A 17,163-nucleotide genomic window follows, 5' to 3' on the forward strand; every position below is an offset into this window, starting at 1 on the left:
CAAGGAGGCCGTGACCAGCGCAGCTCAGGGCGTTCACGCGGCCGATTCCGGGCATCTGGACGCCCGGGCGGGGCGGATTCCGGGCGGCTCCCCTCCCGGCACCGCGATCCGGCGGGTGGCGGACGGGACGGTCAGACGACCGAGAGCGGCAGCAGCTTCTTCCCGGTGGGGCCGGTCTGGATCTCGGTGCCCATCGTGGGGCAGACGCCGCAGTCGTAGCAGGGCGTCCAGCGGCAGTCCTCGACCTCGGTCCCGTCGACGGCGTCCTGCCAGTCCTGCCAGAGCCACTCGCGGTCGAGCCCGGCGTCGAGGTGGTCCCACGGCAGGACCTCGACCTCGTCGCGCTCCCGGACGGTGTACCAGGCGAGGTCGACGGGCTCCTCGGACAGTGCCCTCTGTGCGCAGTCCGTCCAGCGCTCGTAGGAGAAGTGCTCGCTCCAGCCGTCGAAGCGGCCGCCGTCCTCCCACACCGCGCGGATGACCTTGCCGACGCGGCGGTCGCCGCGCGACAGCAGGCCCTCGACGATGGAGGGCTGGCCGTCGTGGTAGCGCAGGCCGATGGCCCGGCCGTACTCCTTGTCGCCGCGAAGGGCGTCCTTGAGGGCGCGCAGGCGGCGGTCGACGGTCTCGTGGTCGCATTGCGCGGCCCACTGGAACGGGGTGTGCGGCTTGGGCACGAACCCGCCGATGGAGACCGTGCACCGGATGTCCTTGCGGCCGGTGGCCTCGCGCCCCGCCTGGATGACCCGCTTGGCCATGCCGGCGATCGCGAGGACGTCCTCGTCCTCCTCGGTGGGCAGCCCGCACATGAAGTACAGCTTGACCTGCCGCCAGCCGTTCTCGTAGGCGGTGGTGACGGTGCGGATCAGGTCGTCCTCGCTGACCATCTTGTTGATCACCCGGCGCATCCGCTCGGACCCGCCCTCGGGGGCGAACGTCAGGCCGGAGCGCCGCCCGCCCCGCGAGAACTCGTTGGCGAGCGTGATGTTGAAGGCGTCCACGCGGGTGGACGGCAGCGACAGCGAGGTGTTCGTGCCCTCGTACCGGTCGGCGAGGCCCTTGGCGACGTCGCCGATCTCGCTGTGGTCGGCGCTGGACAGGCTGAGCAGCCCGACCTCCTCGAAGCCGGACTCCTTCAGGCCCGTCTCGACCATGTCGCCGATCGTGGTGATCGACCGCTCCCGCACCGGACGGGTGATCATCCCGGCCTGGCAGAACCGGCAGCCGCGCGTGCAGCCGCGGAAGATCTCCACGCTGAACCGCTCGTGCACGGTCTCGGCCAGCGGGACCAGCGGCTTCTTCGGGTACGGCCACTGGTCGAGGTCCATGACGGTGTGCTTCTCGATCCGCCAGGGCACCCCCGTGCGGTTCGGTGCGACGCGCTGGATCCGGCCGTCGGGCAGGTAGGTGACGTCGTAGAAGCGCGGGACGTACACCCCGCCCGACGCGGCGAGCCGCATCAGCAGCTCGTCCCGGCCGCCGGGCTCACCCTCGGCCTTCCACTCGCGGATGACCTCGGTGATGCCGAGCGCGATCTCCTCGCCGTCGCCGAGCACGGCGGCGTCGATGAACTCGGCGATCGGCTCGGGGTTGAACGCGGCGTGCCCGCCGGCGATGACGATCGGGTGGCCGTCCGTGCGGTCCGCGGCCTCCAGCGGGATGCCGGCGAGGTCGAGGGCCGTCAGCAGGTTAGTGTAGCCGAGCTCGGTGGAGAACGACACGCCGAGGGCGTCGAACGCGCCGACGGGGCGGTGCGCGTCCACGGTGAACTGCGGGATGCCGTGCTCGCGCATGACGGCCTCCATGTCGGCCCAGACCGAGTAGGTCCGCTCCGCCAGCACGCCTTCGCGCTCGTTCAGGATCTCGTAGAGGATCTGGACGCCCTGGTTGGGCAGGCCCACCTCGTAGGCGTCCGGGTACATGAGCGCCCACCGGACCTCGGCCTCGTCCCAGTCCTTGATCTGGGAGTTCAGCTCGCCGCCAACGTACTGAATCGGCTTCTGCACTCCCGGGAGCAGCGGCTCCAGGCGCGGGAAGATCGACTCGACCGGCATGACGAATCCTCCGTGCAGGGGACGTGGGGTGAACGTCCACTCTACCGGCGCCGCGAGGCGCGCCGGTGCACGGCGGCGCGGTCAGTCGAAGGCGCGGCGCCGCACGTGGACGGCCTGCAGCAGCCCGAAGGCGATCATGTTCGCGAACGTGGCGGAGCCGCCGTAGGACACGAACGGCAGCGGCAGCCCGGTGATCGGCATGATGCCGATCGACATCCCGACGTTCTGGAACGTCTGGAACCCCAGCCAGCACACGACGCCGGTCGCGACCAGCGTCCCGAACAGGTCGGCGGCCTGGGTCGCGATGCGCAGCCCCCGCCACAGCACGACGCCGAGCAGCAGGACGATCACGGCGCCGCCGACGAAGCCGAGCTCCTCCCCCGCCACGGTGAAGATGAAGTCGGTCTGCTGCTCGGGGACGAAGTGGCCGCCGGTCTGCTCGCCCTGGAACAGCCCCTTGCCGAACAGGCCGCCCGACCCGACCGCGATCCGGGCCTGCCGGGCGTTGTAGCCGGCGCCGCGCGGGTCGGCGTCGGGGTTCATGAACGCGGTGAACCGGTCGACCTGGTAGTCCTCCAGGAGGCCGAAGACCCACACGGAGGCCACCGAGATCGCGGCGGCGCCGGCCAGGCCGGCGAGCCAGCGCTTCTTCACGCCGGACACCGCCAGCATCCCGGCCACCACCGCGATGAACACCAGCGTGGTGCCGAGGTCGGGCTGCAGGATGATCAGCACGGCGGGGATCCCCGCCAGCACGAGCGCGAGCACCACGTCGCGGACGCCAGGGCCGATCTCGCCGTCGCGCGGCTCCCCCAGGATCATCGCGAGGAAGACCACGAGCCCGACCTTGGCGAACTCCGAGGGCTGCACCTGGAACCCGCCGCCGAGCACGATCCACGAGTGCGACCCGTTGATCGTCTCGCCGAGCGGGGAAAGGACGGCGACCAGCCCGACGCAGGCCACGCCGTACAGGATGGGGACGTAGGCGCGCAGGAGCCGGTAGTCCAGGAGGGTGACGACGCCGCCGAGCACGAAGCCGATCAGCAGGTTCAGGATGTGCCGCTTGAGGAAGCCCTCCGGGTCGTCGCCCTTCTCGGTCAGGATCTGGAAGGTCGCCGACCGCACCAGCAGCGCGCCCACCACCGACAGCGCCAGGACGGCCACGACCAGCGGCCAGTCGAGGCGGCGCAGCCCTTCGAGCCGGGCCTGCCACGACCGCCGCCCGCCGTACCCGCCGACGGCGCCCGCCCCGCTCATGGGGCGGTTCCCGTGCCGGGCAGCTTGGGGACCTCCGTGGGCAGCCTGCCGTTGTCCAGGATGGGCTCGCGGTCCTTCGTCCCGTACATCGCCTCCCAGATCTTCCGGACGATGGGCGCGGACGTCTGGGCGCCGTAGCCGCCCTGCGAGACCATCGAGACGATGGCGTAGCGCGGGTCCTTCGCCGGGCCGAGGGACGCGAACCAGGACATGTCCTCCTGGCCCCAGCGCTCGGCGGTTCCGGTCTTGCCGGCCACCGCGACGCGCTTGAGGTCGAACCCGGCGAAGGCGCCCGCGGCGGTGCCCTCCTTCGGCACGTCGCCGAGCGCCTCGCGCATGTAGGTCAGGACCTTCTCGTCCACCGGCACCTTCTTCGGCTCCGGCGCCTCGATCTCGCGGACGACCGTGCCGTCGGGCCGGACCACCGCCACGCCCACGCGCGGCGTGGGCAGCTTTCCGCCGTTGGCGAGCGCGGCGTAGGCGCGGACGAGCTGGAGCGGCGTCACCATCACGCTGCCCTGCCCGATCGACAGGTTCGCGGCGTCGCCGGCGCGCCACACGTAGCCCTCTTTGCAGTTCTCGTCGGCGAAGCGCTTGAGGTAGGCGGCGCGGGCGGGATCGGTCTTGGCGACCTTCGGGTAGCCCTCCTCGGCGCCCCGGCAGTTCTCCTCCCTGGTCTCCTCCCAGTACTCGCGCTTCCACTGCCGGTCGGGGATCCGGCCGCTGCTCTCGCTCGGCAGGTCGATGCCGCTGGCGGAGCCGAAGCCGAACCCGCGGGCCATCTCCACCATCGGGTTCTTCGCGTCCGGCTTGGCGTTCTTGCCGCCGTTGCGCAGCCACATCTCGTTCGCGAACCTGTAGAAGATCGTGTCGCAGGACTTCACGAGGGCCGTGTGCAGGTTCATGGAGCCGAGGTTGGCGCCCTGGAAGTTGTTGAACGCGCGGTTGCCGACCATGTAGGAGCCGGGGCAGTTGTAGGTGCCGTGCAGGTCGTAGCCGGCCTTCACCGCGGCGGCCAGCGACGACACCTTGAACGTGGAGCCGGGCGGGCCCATCCCCTGCGTCACCCGGGAGATCAGCGGGTTGTTGTTCTTCTCGCCGAGGAGCGCGTCGTACTTCTTCTGGGTGATGCCGCCGGTCCAGACGCTCGGGTCGTAGGTCGGGTAGCTCGCCATCGCGATCACCCGTCCGGTCCGGACGTCCATGACCACCGCGCCACCGGAGTCGGCGGGGCTGCCGCCCTTGCGCGCGGCGTCGATCCCTTCCTTCAGCGCCTTCTCGGCGACCCCCTGCACCTCGGCGTCGATGCTGGTCACCAGATGGCTGCCGGGGACGGGCCGCTTCTCCTCGGCGACGCCGGTGACGCGGCCGTGGCTGTCCACCAGGACCCTGCGGTAACCGGCGTCGCCACGCAGGTCGCGGTCGTACTGGGCCTCCAGCCCGGCGCGTCCGACGAGGTCGACGCCGCTGTAGCCGGTGACCTTGATGCTCTCGCGTTCGTCCAGCTCGTCCTGCGTGATCGGCTGCAGGTAGCCGAGCGTCTGGACGGCGTTGGCGCCGTGCGGCTCCGGGTAGCTGCGCACGGGCTGGATCCGCGCCGTGACGCCCGGGAAGTCCTCCTGGCGCTCCATGATCTGCAGGGCGCGCTGCGGGTCGGCGTCGTCCTCGACGGGAATCGGCTGGTAGGGAGAGCCGGACCAGCACGGCCGCTTGACAGTGGGGCTGCACAGCCGGATCCGTTTGGAGATCTCCTCGTGGCTGATGCCGAGGACGCCGGCCAGCCGCTTCAGGACCGCCTCGCCGCCGTCCTCCTGCCGCGACAGCGTCGTGCTGTCGATGGACACGACCAGGGAGCTGTTGTTGCGCGCGAGAGGCCGCCCGCGGTCGTCGAGGATCATGCCGCGGACGGCCGGCACGACGATGTCGCGGGTGCGGTTCTCGGCGGCGATCTTGCCGTAGTGCTCGCCCTCCAGGATCTGGAGCGTCCACATGCGTCCGACCAGGACGAGCAGCAGCGCGCCGACCAGCACGTACAGGACGACGAGCCGGAAGTGCGTTCGCGGGTTCACAGGTTCCCACCCCGCCCCGACATCGCGCGGTAGCGGGCGACGGGCACCGAGAGCCCGTCCCCCCGCGCCCGTTCGCCGCGTTCGTACCGCCGGGTGACGCGCAGGATCACCCACACGATGAACGGGCTCGCGATGACGGTGTACAGCACCTGCAGCGGCACCATGCTCGACACGGTGGCCCACTCCGCGCGCGGATCGCCGAGGATCATCCCCGTCCCCGCGTACAGGACGATCCCGGCCAGGGCGCCGCCGGCGACGGCGAAGAACGGCACGGCGGACTGCCGGTCCATCCCGGCGGACGCGACGCCGCACAGGTAGCCGATGAGGCAGTACACGAGCGCGTACCTGCCGAGGGTGTGGTCGGCGGGCGGGACGATGTCGGCGGCGAGGCCGGCCAGGAAGCCGGCGACCATCCCGGTCATCGACCCGGCGACGAGCGCCAGCGCCACGATGGCCAGCAGCACGAGGTCGGGCTGGACGCCGCCGGGCAGCGGCAGCCGGTTCGCGACCGACACCTGAAGGATCAGCGTCGCCGCGATCACCACCGCGGCCACCGCGGTGCGGCCGGCCGGCGACGCCTCGGGTGGGTTCAGCACGTCAGTCCCCCGCGTTCGGTTCTCTGGTCGGGCTCGGCGACCCGCTCGGCCGCCGGCCGTCCGGCGACGGGCTCGCGGAAGGACTCGCGGACGGGCTCGCGCTCGGTGTGGCGGTCGGCTTCGGCTTCGGGGGCAGAACCGCGTCCCGGGGGTTCTTCTTGGGCGGCGCCACCACGACGGCGACGACGTCCAGGCTGGTGAAGCGCACGAACGGCCGGACGTAGGCGGTACGGGTCAGGCCGCCGCTGAGCTGCTCGATGCGCGCGACCTCGCCGATCGGGACGCCCGGGACGTACGGCCGCTGGCCCTGCGACCCGAGCGTGACGATGCGCTGGCCGACGTGGATCGGCGCGGCGGCGTCCAGGAGCTGGAAGCGCAGCGGCGTCTCGCCCTGGCCGCCGAGCCCGCGGCGCCCGCCGCCCTGGACGATCCCGATCTCCTTGGAGTCCTCCAGGCGGGACCCGACCGACGAGGTCTGGTCGGTCGCGAGCAGCACGGTCGCCGTCGCGGGTCCGACGCGGGTGACGCGGCCGACGAGCCCCTCCGCGCTGATCACGGTCATGTCGGGCTTGATGCCGCTGCCGCTGCCCACGTCGATCGTGACGGTGTCCTCGAAGCCCTGCCCCGCGGAGATCACCTGCGCGGCGAGGATCGTGTAGCCGCCCGTCCCGGCCGTGCCGAGCAGCCGCTGGAGCTGCGCGGACCGGTCCTTGTCGAGGCCGGCGCCGCGCAGCTGCTCGCGCAGCCGCTGGTTCTGGCGTTCGAGCCGGTCGGCGCGGCGCTGCTGGCCGGGCGCGTCGGTGATCGCCGAGAAGGTGTCGCCCACCGGCCGCACGACCGAGGCCGAGGCCCGCTCGACGGGGCCGAACACCGCCGCGCCGACGCCGCGCAGGCCGCGCAGCGGGGAGTCGTCCCCGCCGCGGTAGTCGATGGTGATCATCGCGAGTGCCACGACGAGCAGCGCGCCGAGGACCACGCGGGTGCGCCGGGTGTCCTTCACGCACCGACCTCCCGTTTCCCAGTCCGCCAGGTCCTAGTCCGTCGGGGGGTGTTCAGTGCCGCGGCTCCGGCACCAGCACCTGCCGGAGCTCCTCGAAGTCCTCGACGCACTTGCCGGTGCCGAGCACCACCGAGTCGAGCGGGTTGTCGACGAGGTGGATCGGCATCCCTGTCTCCTCGCGCAGCCGCTCGTCGAGGTTCTTCAGCAGCGCTCCGCCGCCGGTCAGGGCTATCCCGCGGTCCATGATGTCGCCCGACAGCTCGGGCGGGCACTTGTCGAGCGTGGTCTTCACCGCGTCCACCACGGCGTTGACCGGTTCCTCGATGGCCCGCCGGACCTCCTCGGCGGAGATCACGACGGTCTTCGGCAACCCGCTCACCAGGTCGCGGCCGCGGATCTCGGCGTGCGGCTCCTCGTCGCCGCCGGGATAGGCCGACCCGATCGCCATCTTGATCTCCTCGGCGGTACGTTCCCCGAGCATCAGCGAGTACTCCTTCTTGGAGAAGGAGATCACCGCCTGGTCGAGTTCGTCGCCGCCTACGCGGACCGACTGGCTGGTGACGATGCCGCCGAGGGAGATGATCGCGACCTCGGTGGTGCCGCCTCCTATGTCGACGACCATGTTGCCGGTCGGCTCGTAGACGGGCAGCCCGGCGCCGATCGCGGCGGCCATCGGCTCCTCGATGATGTAGACGCGGCGGGCGCCGGCCTGGTAGCCGGCCTCCTTCACCGCGCGCTGCTCCACACCGGTGATCCCGCTCGGCACCGCGACCACGATCCGCGGTTTGGCGAAGTGGCGGCGCTTGTGGACCTTCTGGATGAAGTAGCGCAGCATCCGCTCGGTGACGTCGAAGTCGGCGATGACCCCGTCCTTGAGCGGGCGGACCGCGACGATGTTGCCCGGCGTGCGGCCGATCATCCGCTTCGCCTCGATGCCCACGGCGACGATCTTCCCGGTGTTGGTATTGATCGCCACCACGGACGGTTCGTTGAGGACGATGCCACGCCCGCGCACGTACACCAGGGTGTTGGCAGTACCAAGATCGACCGCCATGTCACGGCCAAGGAACGACAACTTGTTACCCATGAAGAAAGGGAGCCCTTCATGCTTGACGGGCGTGTATAGCGGCGTGTCCATCGTAACGTGCGATCACGTCCGCGGGCAGTAACCCGGTCGCCGCGCGTCGCCCAAAAAAAGCACCCTGACCTGCTTGGGCAGCTAAAGAGAAGTGCTGGCCCAGGGGTCGCCCCCCGGGCCAGGACGAGTTCAGCCCAGGTCGGGGAAGAAGAGCTTGATCTCGCGGTCGGCGGAGTAGGTGGAGTCCGAGCCGTGGACGATGTTCTCACCGATCTGCAGGGCGAAATCGCCGCGGATGGTGCCGGGCGTCGCGCTCACCGGGTCGGTGGCGCCGGCCAGCGAGCGGAACGCCTCGATGGCGCGCGGGCCCTCGACGACCATGGCGACGAGCGGGCCGCCGGTGATGAATTCGACCAGCTCGCCGAAGAACGGCTTGTCGGCGTGCTCCTCGTAGTGGGCCTCCGCCGTTTCCCGGGCGAGGGTCCGCAGTTCCATGGCGGCGAGCGTCAGGCCCTTGCGCTCGATGCGGGAGATGACCTCACCGACGACGCCGCGGCGGACGCCGTCGGGCTTGACAAGGACGAGAGTGCGCTCGGACACGGGTGGTTCTCCTTGAAAATCCGGATGGGTTCAGCGCGCGAATCCTACCGGCCTCGCGCGCGTGCGGAGGCGCAGGCGAGGAGCGCGGCCGCCGCCGCGGCGACCAGCAGCCACACCTGGTAGGCGTCGAGCAGCACGCCGGCCTGCTGGGGCCCGGCCGCCGGCCGGAGCCGTTCCAGCCGGGACGCCTGGAGGGACAGGACGAGGAGCTGCCCGGCCAGCAGCGCCGGGAAGCACAGCGACAGCCCGAAGAGCGCGGCGCCGACGCCCGCGTCCCGGAGGGAGGCGGCCAGGGCCAGCCCGGCGCCGGCGCCGAGCGGCACGAGCGGCAGGAGGAGCGTCCAGCGGTCGTGGGGGGCGGCGGCGAGGCCGAGGAGCAGGGCCGCGGTCATCAGGCAGCAGCCTGCCGGAACGGCGATGCGCGCCGGGCCGCGGGTCGAGGCGAGGGCTCCCGCGAGCGCGGCGGCGGCGGCCACGGCGAACGGGAGCAGCGGCACGCCCGCGGCGTCCCCGCGCGCGTGGGAGGCGGCGGAGGCGAGGCCGGCCAGCGGCCCGGCGACCGGGTAGCACAGCAGGCCGACGGCGATCATGACGATGGAGCAGCCGAACGGGCTGCCCGCCGCCGCGTCCCGGCCGCCCGCCAGGGCGAGGCCGAGCAGGGCGGGCAGCGCGGCCGCGGCGACAATGAGCCGTGCGCCGGGCGACCAGTCGTCCGCGGCGAGGACGGCGAGGAACGCGAAGCCGGCCGCCGGGACGAACGGGAGGAGCAGCTGGCCGCGTTCGGCGTGCCGGGCGGCGGGCAGGGCCCAGGGGCCGCGTCCGCGCAGGAGTGGGAAGGCGAGCGCGGCGACGGCGGCGGCCACGGCGGGCCACAGGAGGGGCGCCAGCGCGACGCGCCAGTCGGGGGCGGCCGTCCCCTCGGCGGGCATGGGGGCGGCGCTCAGTGCGAGCGGCATGGCGAGGATCAGCGCGCCCGCCAGGACACCCGCCCAGACCGCGGCCAGGACGCGGGAGCCGCGCTCCCACACCGGGACGAGGGAGGCGGGGAGCGCGATGCCCGCGCCCACGCCCTGCGCCACCCGGACGGCCGCGACCATGGCCAACGAGTTGACGAACCCGGCGGCGGCCAGGCCGGCCAGGAGGACGCCCAGGCCGGTGACGAGCACCGCCCAGGCGGGAAACCGGCGCGCGGCCACGGCGGCGAGCGGCACGGTGACCAGCAGCGCGGGCAGGGAGAGCCCCGTGGCGCGCAGCAGGGCGGCGATCTCGGCCCGGCCGAGATCGAGTGCGCTCGCCGCGGCCGGCACCACGTTGAGGGAGGCGTCGGGGACCGCGAGGACGGCGGCGGGCGGCGCGGTGAACGTCAGCAGCAGGACGCCGAGCGCGGCGGGCCCCCGCCGCGCTCCGTCCTCCGGGTTCCCGGCGGGCGGTTCCGGGGCGGCGGGCGCCCTTCCGGGGAGGTAGTCGTCCGGGTATCGCGTATCGATGAACCGCGCATCGGCGGGTTCATTATCCGCGGACCGTGCATTCGTGGACAGGGCCTGCTCCTTCGCAGGGTTGTCATCCACCGGACGCACTTTTCCCAAAAGGGAAGGATGCCGGAATTGGCGAAATAATTCGAATTGCCGGATCGGCGGATGAAAGGTTTCCGTCCCCCGCGAATTTAGCGCGCCTGGGCGGCCGCCGCCTTGCGTCCCAGCCAAATGGCCGTCGCCCAGAGAGCCCCGAAGACGGCACCGAGGAAGAACATGGCCGGCACCATGAACCCGGTCGCGATGATCAGCACTTGCAGGACGCTCCCGGCCGCGACCGCCCACGGGAAGCGCAGCAGCCCCGCCAGCAGCACGCAGGCGGCGGCCAGTCCCCCGCACACCGCCCCGGCGGTGGCCCCGTCCACGTCCAGCACGGTCACCGCCACCGGAATCGCGAGCGCGATGACGATGGCCTCGCACGCCAGCACGGCCGCGAACAGCCTCCGCGCCGGGTTCGCGGCGGTCTCGGTGCCCACGCCGGCCGTCACCGTCCTTCCGCCACGCGCAGCAGCGTCCTCGCGTCGCCGACGGTGACCACCGAACCGGTGATCAGGACGCCGGCGCCCCGGTACTCGCCGGTCTCCTCGGCGAGTCCGATCGCCCGGTCGATCGCGTCGTCCAGCCGCGGCGACAGATGGACCCGCTCCGGGCCGAAGATGCTCCCGGCCAGCTCGGCGAGTTCCTCGGGCGGCATCGAGCGCGGCGAGGAGTTGCGGGTCACCACCAGCTCGGCCAGGACGGGTTCGAGCTGGTCGAGGACGCCCGCCACGTCCTTGTCGGCGGCGATGGCCAGGACGCCGGCGAGCCGGGTGAAGCCGAACGACTCGGTGATCGTGGCGACGGTCGCGGCCGTCCCGGCCGGGTTGTGCGCCGCGTCCAGCAGGACGGTCGGGCCGGTGCGGGCGACTTCGAGCCGCCCCGGGGAGGCCGACTTGGCGAACCCGCTGCGCACGAGCGCCGGGTCGAGCTGGCCCTGCTCGCCGCCGAGGAAGGACTCGCCGGGCGCGACGCGGGTCGCGGCCTCGAGGTTGGGCTCTCCCCTGGTCGGGGCGCCGCTCGCGAACGCCTCCACGGCGGCGAGGGCCGTCGCGGCGTTGCCCGCCTGGTGCTCGCCGAACAGCGGGAGGAAGATCTCGTCGTAGACGCCGTGCAGGCCCTGGAGCCGGAGCTGCTGGCCGCCCACGGCGACGTCGCGGCTCAGCACGCCGTACTCGACGCCCTCGCGCGCCGCCGCGGCGCCGAGCTCCACGACGCGCCGCAGCAGCACCTCGGCCGCCTCGACCGGCTGCTGCGACAGCACCGCGACCGACTGCGGCTTGATGATCCCCGCCTTCTCCCCCGCGATCTCCTCCAGCGTGTCGCCCAGGTAGCGGGTGTGGTCCAGGCCGATCGGGGTGATCACCGCGACGGCGCCGTCCGCGACGTTCGTGGCGTCCCACACGCCGCCCATGCCGGCCTCGACCACGGCCACGTCGACCGGGGCGTCCGCGAACGCCGCGAACGCCATCGCGGTGAGGACCTCGAAGAACGAGAGGGTGGCCGAGTGCTTGCCGTCGACCAGCTGGACGAAGGGGAGCACCTCCTGGAACGCCTCGGTGAAGCGCTCCTCGCTGAGCGGCTCCCCGTCGATCGCGATCCGCTCGCGCAGCGTCGTCATCTCGGGGCTGGTGAACATCCCGGTGCGCAGGCCGCGCTCGCGCAGCAGCGCGTCGATGAGCCGGGCGGTGCTGGACTTGCCGTTCGTCCCGGCGATGTGGATCACCGGGTACGCGCGGTGCGGCTCGCCCAGGACGTCGACCAGATCCCGGATCCGGTCGAGCGTCGGGTCGATCTCCCACTCGACCCCGCGGGCCATGATCGCTGCGACGGCGTCCCGGTAGTCGGACGTCTCGGATACCTGACTCACGGTCACAGAGCCTACTCGGCGGCGACCGTGTCCCGTCCGGGCCCCACACTGGAGGTATGGACGTCTTCTACCGGGAGTGGGAGCGCCGCGCCCCGGGCGAGACCCGCGACCTCGGGCGCGCCCGGAGACTGGCGGGCGCCCTGGACCTCCTGGCGCCGGACGCTCCCGTCCTGACCATCGTGGGCTCCAAGGGGAAGGGGACGGCGGCGACCTACGCCTCGGCCTTCCTCGCGGCCGCCGGTCTGCGCGTGTGCACGGTCACGAGTCCCGGCCTGCGCACCGACCGCGACCGGATCAGGGTGGACGGCCGCGCCGTCTCCGAAGCCGAACTCGCCTCGCTGGCGGCGGCCCTCGACGGGGCCGCGGCCGGTCTCCCGCCGCCCGCCGGCGGCTACCTGTCGCCCGCCGGCCTGTTCACGATCGCGGGCGTCCTGCACGCGCGGCGCACGGGCGCGGACGTCATCGTGCTGGAGGCGGGGATGGGCGGCCGCTCGGACGAGGTCGGCCTGTTCACCCCGGACGTCGCGGCGATCACGCCGATCTTCCGCGAGCACGCCGGGGTGCTCGGAGACACCCCCGCGGAGATCGCCGAGGAGAAGCTCGGCGTGGCCGGGCCGGACACGCTCGTCCTGTCGGCGCCGCAGTCGCCGGAGGTCGCCGAGGTGCTCGGCGCGGTGGAACTGGTCGAGGAGGGCGGCAGCGGGCTCGCGCCGGACCTGCTCCCCGCCGGTCTGGGACGCGGCAGCGCCGAACTCGGCGCCGCCGCCGCCCGGCGCCTCCCCGGGGCGGCCGAGCCGCCGGACGAGCCGCTCCGAGAGGTGCTGTCGTCGATCGTCCTGCCCGGCCGGCTCTCCTGGCACGACGTGCCCGGGTCGGCGACGAGGCTGCTCATCGACTCCGCCGTCGACCGGACGGGGGTCGCCGCGGCCCTCGCGGCGGCGCGGCGCGCCTGGGGAACGGTCGACCACGCCGTCGTCTGCCTGCCCGACCACAAGGACGTCGGCGGGGCCATCGCCGCACTGGACGGGCTGCCCGTGACGTTCGTCCGGCTGCCGCTGCCGCACCTGCGCTTCACGCACGCGCTGCCGTCCGGCTGGGACGTCGTCGGCTCGGACGCCATCACCCCCGAGTCCCTCGCCACGCTCGGGCACCGGGTGGCCGTCCTCGGCACCGGCTACTTCACCGGGCTCGTCCTCGGCGTGGTGGACGCCGGCACCGAGCGGCTCTTCCTCACTTCGGCTTCTCCACGTCGTTCCTGATGCGCTGCATGACGTCGGCCATCAGCGCGTACTGCGCGCTCAGCGCGGCCCGGTTGGAGGCGACGATGCCGTAGGAGTCCTCCGTCGCCCACGCGCAGAACGTGTGCGTCTCGGCGAGGACGGCGAACGTCCCGCAGCCGGCCTCGCCGCCCTTCCGGCCGGCGTCGGCGTCCTGCCCGGCGATGAACGTGGAAGGCCGCGCCTTCCGCAGGAAGTCCCCGGGGTCGCCGACGGGACCCGTGCCGCCCACGAACAGGACGTTGACCGGCTGGGCGGGCTCCCCGCTGTACACGGCCAGCCCGCGCTCGGCGGCCGGGACGCCGCCCGCCTCGACCGCGCTCGCGACGAACGGGTACGCCGCGCTGGTCTGCGGCGTGGTCAGAGGGTCCTCGTACAGGCCGCCGGCGTTCGGACCGGCCGCGATCACCTTCTCGGACGCCGGGGAGCCGGTGGTGCGGGCGTCCTTCCCGGCGCCCGCGCCGCCCTCGTCCATCCGGAAACCCAGGACGCCCACCAGGAGGACACCGGCCGCGACCAGGGTGGTGCCCGCGATCAGCAGGAACCTGGGGAGCCGCTTCTTCCCGGCGGGAGCCTGCCGGCCCGGCGGCCCGTGGCCGGGCACGACCGGCAGCGGGCCGGTGCCGCCCGGGACGATCGGGTGGGCACCCGACCCGCCCGCGACGACGGGGTGGGCGCCGGACCCGCCCCGCACCACGCCGTGGGGGCCGGTGCCGTCCGGGAGGACGCCGTGCGGGCCCGTCCCGTAGGCGGGCATCTGGTGCGGTCCCGTCCCGTCGCCGGTCTCGGCCGACCACCACGGGCGGGAGCCGCCCCAGGGCGCCGGCGGAGCGGGGACCCGCTCCGATGCGTCCCCGTCCTCGACGACCTGCGGCGCGCTCAGGTCACCGCCGGACACGGAGTCCGGCGCGTCAGACCGAGGTGGTGATTCGGCCATTGCACTCCCGATGGTTCAAGTCCCGGCAAAGCCCGCCACCCGGATCGTAACCGCGACGGACGGGACGCGCCGACCGTTCTCCGGGTCAGCCTCCCTGTCAGCCCGCGGGAAGCGCGGTCAGTTGCGACTCCAGCCGGGTGATGTCGGCCTCGGCCTGCGCGAGCCGGTCCCGGTTCTTGGCGACGACGGCGTCGGGCGCCTTCGCCATGAACGCCTCGTTCCCGAGCTTGCGGGCGGCCTGCTCGACCTCCTTGCGGGCGGCGGCCAGGTCCTTCTCCAGCCGCTTGCGCTCGGCCGCGACGTCGATGGCCCCGGCGGTGTCGAGCCGGACGGTGACGGCCTCCACCCGCAGGGACGCGGTGGCCGCGAAGCCCTCGCCCGGCTCAGTGAGCCGCAGCAGCGAGCGGACGCCCTCCTCGTGGGCGGACAGCGGCGACGCCGCCCACTCCAGCGACGCGGCGACCTTCTGGCCGGGCTTGAGGCCCTGGTCGGCGCGGAACCGGCGGACCTCGGTGACGAGACGCTGCAGCGACTCGACGACGGCCTCGGCCTCCCGGTCGGCGCGGGCGGGCTCGGCGGCCGGCCACGGCGCGGTGACGACGGTGGCCTCGGAGGTCAGAGAGGTCCACAGCTCCTCGGTGACGAAGGGGATCACCGGGTGCAGCAGCCGCAACAGCTTGTCGAGGACCTCCCCCAGGACGCGGCGCGTCGCTCCGGCCCGCTCGTCGGCCAGCTGGACCTTGGCCAGCTCCACGTACCAGTCGCAGACCTCGTCCCACGCGAAGTGGTACAGCGCCTCGCACGCCTTGGCGAAGTCGTAGCCCTCCAGGTGCGCGTCCACCTCGGCGATCACGGTCTGGAGGCGCGAGAGGATCCAGGCGTCCACGGTGGACGGCTCGGCCGGCATCTCCCCGCGGACGTGCGCGCCGTTGATCAGGGCGAACCGCGTCGCGTTCCACAGCTTGTTGCAGAAGTTGCGCGATCCCTGCGCCCACTGCTCGGCGACCGGGACGTCGCCACCCGGATTGGCGCCGCGCAGGAGCGTGAAGCGCGTCGCGTCGGCCCCGTACTCGTCGACCCAGTCCAGCGGGTCGATGACGTTCCCGAACGACTTGGACATCTTCTTGCCGAACTGGTCGCGGACCATGCCGTGCAGGGCGATGGTGCCGAACGGCTGGACGCCGTCCATCGCGTACAGCCCGAACATCATCATCCGGGCGACCCAGAAGAACAGGATGTCGTAGCCGGTGACCAGCACGGACGTCGGGTAGAAGCGCTTCAGGTCGGACGTATCGCCGGGCCACCCGAGGGTGGAGAACGGCCACAGCGCCGAGGAGAACCACGTGTCGAGGACGTCGGGGTCCTGCGTCCACCCGGCGGGCGGCTCCTCGTCCGGCCCCGGGCAGGCGACTTCCCCGTCCGGCCCGTACCAGACGGGGATGCGGTGCCCCCACCACAGCTGGCGGCTGATGCACCAGTCGTGCATGTTGTCGACCCACTCGAAGTAGCGGGCCGCCATCTCCGGTGGGTGGATCGCGACGCGGCCGTCCCGGACGGCGTCGCCGGCGGCCCGCGCCAGCGACTCGACCTTGACGAACCACTGCAGCGAAACGCGCGGCTCGACGACCGTCGAGCACCGCTGGCAGTGCCCGACCGAGTGCTGGTAGGGGCGGATCTCCTTGACGATGCGGCCCTGCTCGCGCAGCGCCGCCACGACCGCCGGGCGCGCCTCGAACCGGTCGAGCCCCTCGAACGGGCCGGACGCGGTGATGACGCCGCGCTCGTCCATGACCGTCAGGGACGGCAGCGCGTGGCGTCCGCCGATTTCGAAGTCGTTCGGGTCGTGCGCCGGGGTCACCTTCACCGCGCCGGTGCCGAACTCGGGGTCGACGTGCTCGTCGGCCACGACGGGGATGCGGCGGCCGGTCAGCGGGAGCTCGATCTCCCGGCCGACCAGGTGCGCGTACCGGGCGTCGCCGGGGTGGACGGCCACGGCGGTGTCGCCGAGCATCGTCTCCGCCCTGGTGGTGGCGACGACGACCTCGTCCTCGCCCGAGCCGTACCGGAGCGACACAAGCTCGCCGTCGACATCCTCGTGCTCGACCTCGATGTCGGACAGGGCGGTCAGGCAGCGCGGGCACCAGTTGATGATGCGCTCGGCCCGGTAGATCAGCCCGTCGTCGAACAGCCGCTTGAAGATCGTCTGGACCGCGGTGGCGCGGGCGTCGTCCATCGTGAACGCCTCGCGCGTCCAGTCGACGCTGTCGCCGAGGCGGCGCATCTGGCCGAGGATCCGGCCGCCGGACTCGGCCTTCCACTCCCACACCCGCTCGACGAACGCCTCGCGCCCGAGGTCGTGCCGCGACACGCCCTCCTTGGCCAGCTCGCGCTCGACGACGTTCTGCGTGGCGATGCCCGCGTGGTCCATCCCCGGCAGCCACAGGGTCTCGTGGCCCCGCATCCGGTGCCACCGGACGAGGGCGTCCTGGATCGAGTGGTCGAGCGCGTGCCCCATGTGCAGCGAGCCGGTGACGTTCGGCGGCGGGATCACGATCGAGAACGGGGGCCGGTCCGGCGCGCGGCCCGGGTCGGCGGTGAACAGCCCCTCCGATACCCACCGCTCGTAAAGCCGGCCCTCCACCTCCGCCGGTCGGTACTGGGTGGGCAGGTCGACGTCCGCGGCGGCCCCCTGGCCGCGCTCAGTACTGGGCTGTGTCACGGCTGAAGATTCTACGGGGACCGCAAAAGTAGAACGCCCCGGCCGGCTGGTACGTCCGATAATCGACCATGGCTGGGAACGCTCCCAGCCGCCCCATTCGCCGCATCGACGGAGGAGCCCCATGAGTGGCTGGAACCC

13 protein-coding genes are annotated in these 17,163 nt (G+C 72.8%); 1 reads left to right on the forward strand and 12 read right to left on the reverse strand.

The annotated features are described in order from the left end of the window. Positions 1-131: 131 nt before the first annotated feature. The 10 genes from E1281_RS13815 to E1281_RS13860 all read right to left on the reverse strand — a co-directional run bounded on the left by E1281_RS13815 (position 132) and on the right by E1281_RS13860 (position 12,041). Entirely contained in the window at positions 132-2,054 is a 1,923-nt protein-coding gene (locus E1281_RS13815; RefSeq protein ID WP_131878061.1) for a TIGR03960 family B12-binding radical SAM protein, read from the reverse strand. Between the two features lie 81 nt (positions 2,055-2,135). Continuing rightward, positions 2,136-3,311: a rod shape-determining protein RodA gene (gene rodA / locus E1281_RS13820; RefSeq protein ID WP_131878063.1), complete on the reverse strand. Its 1,176-nt coding sequence runs from the start codon at positions 3,309-3,311 to the stop codon at positions 2,136-2,138. Beyond that, on the reverse strand, positions 3,308-5,380 hold the full coding sequence (gene mrdA, locus E1281_RS13825; protein WP_131878065.1) for a penicillin-binding protein 2: 2,073 nt from the start codon (positions 5,378-5,380) through the stop codon (positions 3,308-3,310). Before mrdA ends, rodA begins: the two co-directional genes overlap by 4 nt. Beyond that, positions 5,377-5,976, reverse strand: coding sequence for a rod shape-determining protein MreD (gene mreD, locus E1281_RS13830; RefSeq protein ID WP_131878067.1), 600 nt, complete (start codon positions 5,974-5,976; stop codon positions 5,377-5,379). The genes mrdA and mreD overlap by 4 nt, the downstream gene beginning before the upstream one ends. A 1-nt stretch (position 5,977) precedes the next feature. Further along, positions 5,978-6,976: a rod shape-determining protein MreC gene (gene mreC, locus E1281_RS13835; protein ID WP_131878069.1), complete on the reverse strand. Its 999-nt coding sequence runs from the start codon at positions 6,974-6,976 to the stop codon at positions 5,978-5,980. A gap of 52 nt (positions 6,977-7,028) precedes the next feature. Further along, a complete protein-coding gene (locus tag E1281_RS13840) occupies positions 7,029-8,051 on the reverse strand; it encodes a rod shape-determining protein (RefSeq protein WP_325050842.1) in 1,023 nt (340 codons plus the stop codon). A 192-nt stretch (positions 8,052-8,243) separates the two neighbouring features. Continuing rightward, on the reverse strand, positions 8,244-8,654 hold the full coding sequence (gene ndk / locus E1281_RS13845) for a nucleoside-diphosphate kinase (protein WP_131878071.1): 411 nt from the start codon (positions 8,652-8,654) through the stop codon (positions 8,244-8,246). A 44-nt stretch (positions 8,655-8,698) separates the two neighbouring features. Next, positions 8,699-10,222, reverse strand: a complete 1,524-nt coding sequence (locus E1281_RS13850) for a hypothetical protein (RefSeq protein WP_131878073.1) — start codon at positions 10,220-10,222, stop codon at positions 8,699-8,701. 95 nt (positions 10,223-10,317) lie between these two features. Next, positions 10,318-10,674 (reverse strand): DUF4233 domain-containing protein, encoded by a 357-nt coding sequence (locus tag E1281_RS13855; RefSeq protein ID WP_243716933.1) that lies wholly within the window; start codon positions 10,672-10,674, stop codon positions 10,318-10,320. After that, the gene (locus E1281_RS13860; RefSeq protein ID WP_131878083.1) at positions 10,671-12,041 is read right to left on the reverse strand and encodes a folylpolyglutamate synthase/dihydrofolate synthase family protein; all 1,371 of its coding nucleotides are present in this window, start codon (positions 12,039-12,041) and stop codon (positions 10,671-10,673) included. Before E1281_RS13860 ends, E1281_RS13855 begins: the two co-directional genes overlap by 4 nt. 107 nt (positions 12,042-12,148) lie before the next feature. Between E1281_RS13860 and E1281_RS13865 the strand changes: the two genes are divergently transcribed. Continuing rightward, the gene (locus E1281_RS13865) at positions 12,149-13,351 is read left to right on the forward strand and encodes a hypothetical protein (protein WP_131878075.1); all 1,203 of its coding nucleotides are present in this window, start codon (positions 12,149-12,151) and stop codon (positions 13,349-13,351) included. Here the strand turns inward: E1281_RS13865 and E1281_RS13870 are convergent. Together E1281_RS13870 and E1281_RS13875 are read right to left on the reverse strand one after the other, a co-directional pair. After that, a complete protein-coding gene (locus tag E1281_RS13870; RefSeq protein WP_131878077.1) occupies positions 13,323-14,267 on the reverse strand; it encodes a hypothetical protein in 945 nt (314 codons plus the stop codon). The genes E1281_RS13865 and E1281_RS13870 overlap by 29 nt on opposite strands. A gap of 136 nt (positions 14,268-14,403) precedes the next feature. Next, complete coding sequence (locus tag E1281_RS13875) at positions 14,404-17,025, reverse strand: valine--tRNA ligase (RefSeq protein WP_243716934.1); 2,622 nt, start codon at positions 17,023-17,025, stop codon at positions 14,404-14,406. Positions 17,026-17,163 lie beyond the last annotated feature (138 nt).

Source organism: Actinomadura sp. KC345 (genome assembly GCF_004348515.1).
GTDB lineage: Bacteria > Actinomycetota > Actinomycetes > Streptosporangiales > Streptosporangiaceae > Spirillospora.

Coding starts and splice junctions, on each gene's coding strand:
- E1281_RS13865 (WP_131878075.1), top strand. CDS start 12,149: ATGGACGTCTTCTACCGGGAGTGGGAGCGCCGCGCCCCGGGCGAGACC.
- E1281_RS13815 (WP_131878061.1), bottom strand. CDS start 2,054: ATGCCGGTCGAGTCGATCTTCCCGCGCCTGGAGCCGCTGCTCCCGGGA.
- rodA (WP_131878063.1), bottom strand. CDS start 3,311: ATGAGCGGGGCGGGCGCCGTCGGCGGGTACGGCGGGCGGCGGTCGTGG.
- E1281_RS13860 (WP_131878083.1), bottom strand. CDS start 12,041: ATGGCCCGCGGGGTCGAGTGGGAGATCGACCCGACGCTCGACCGGATC.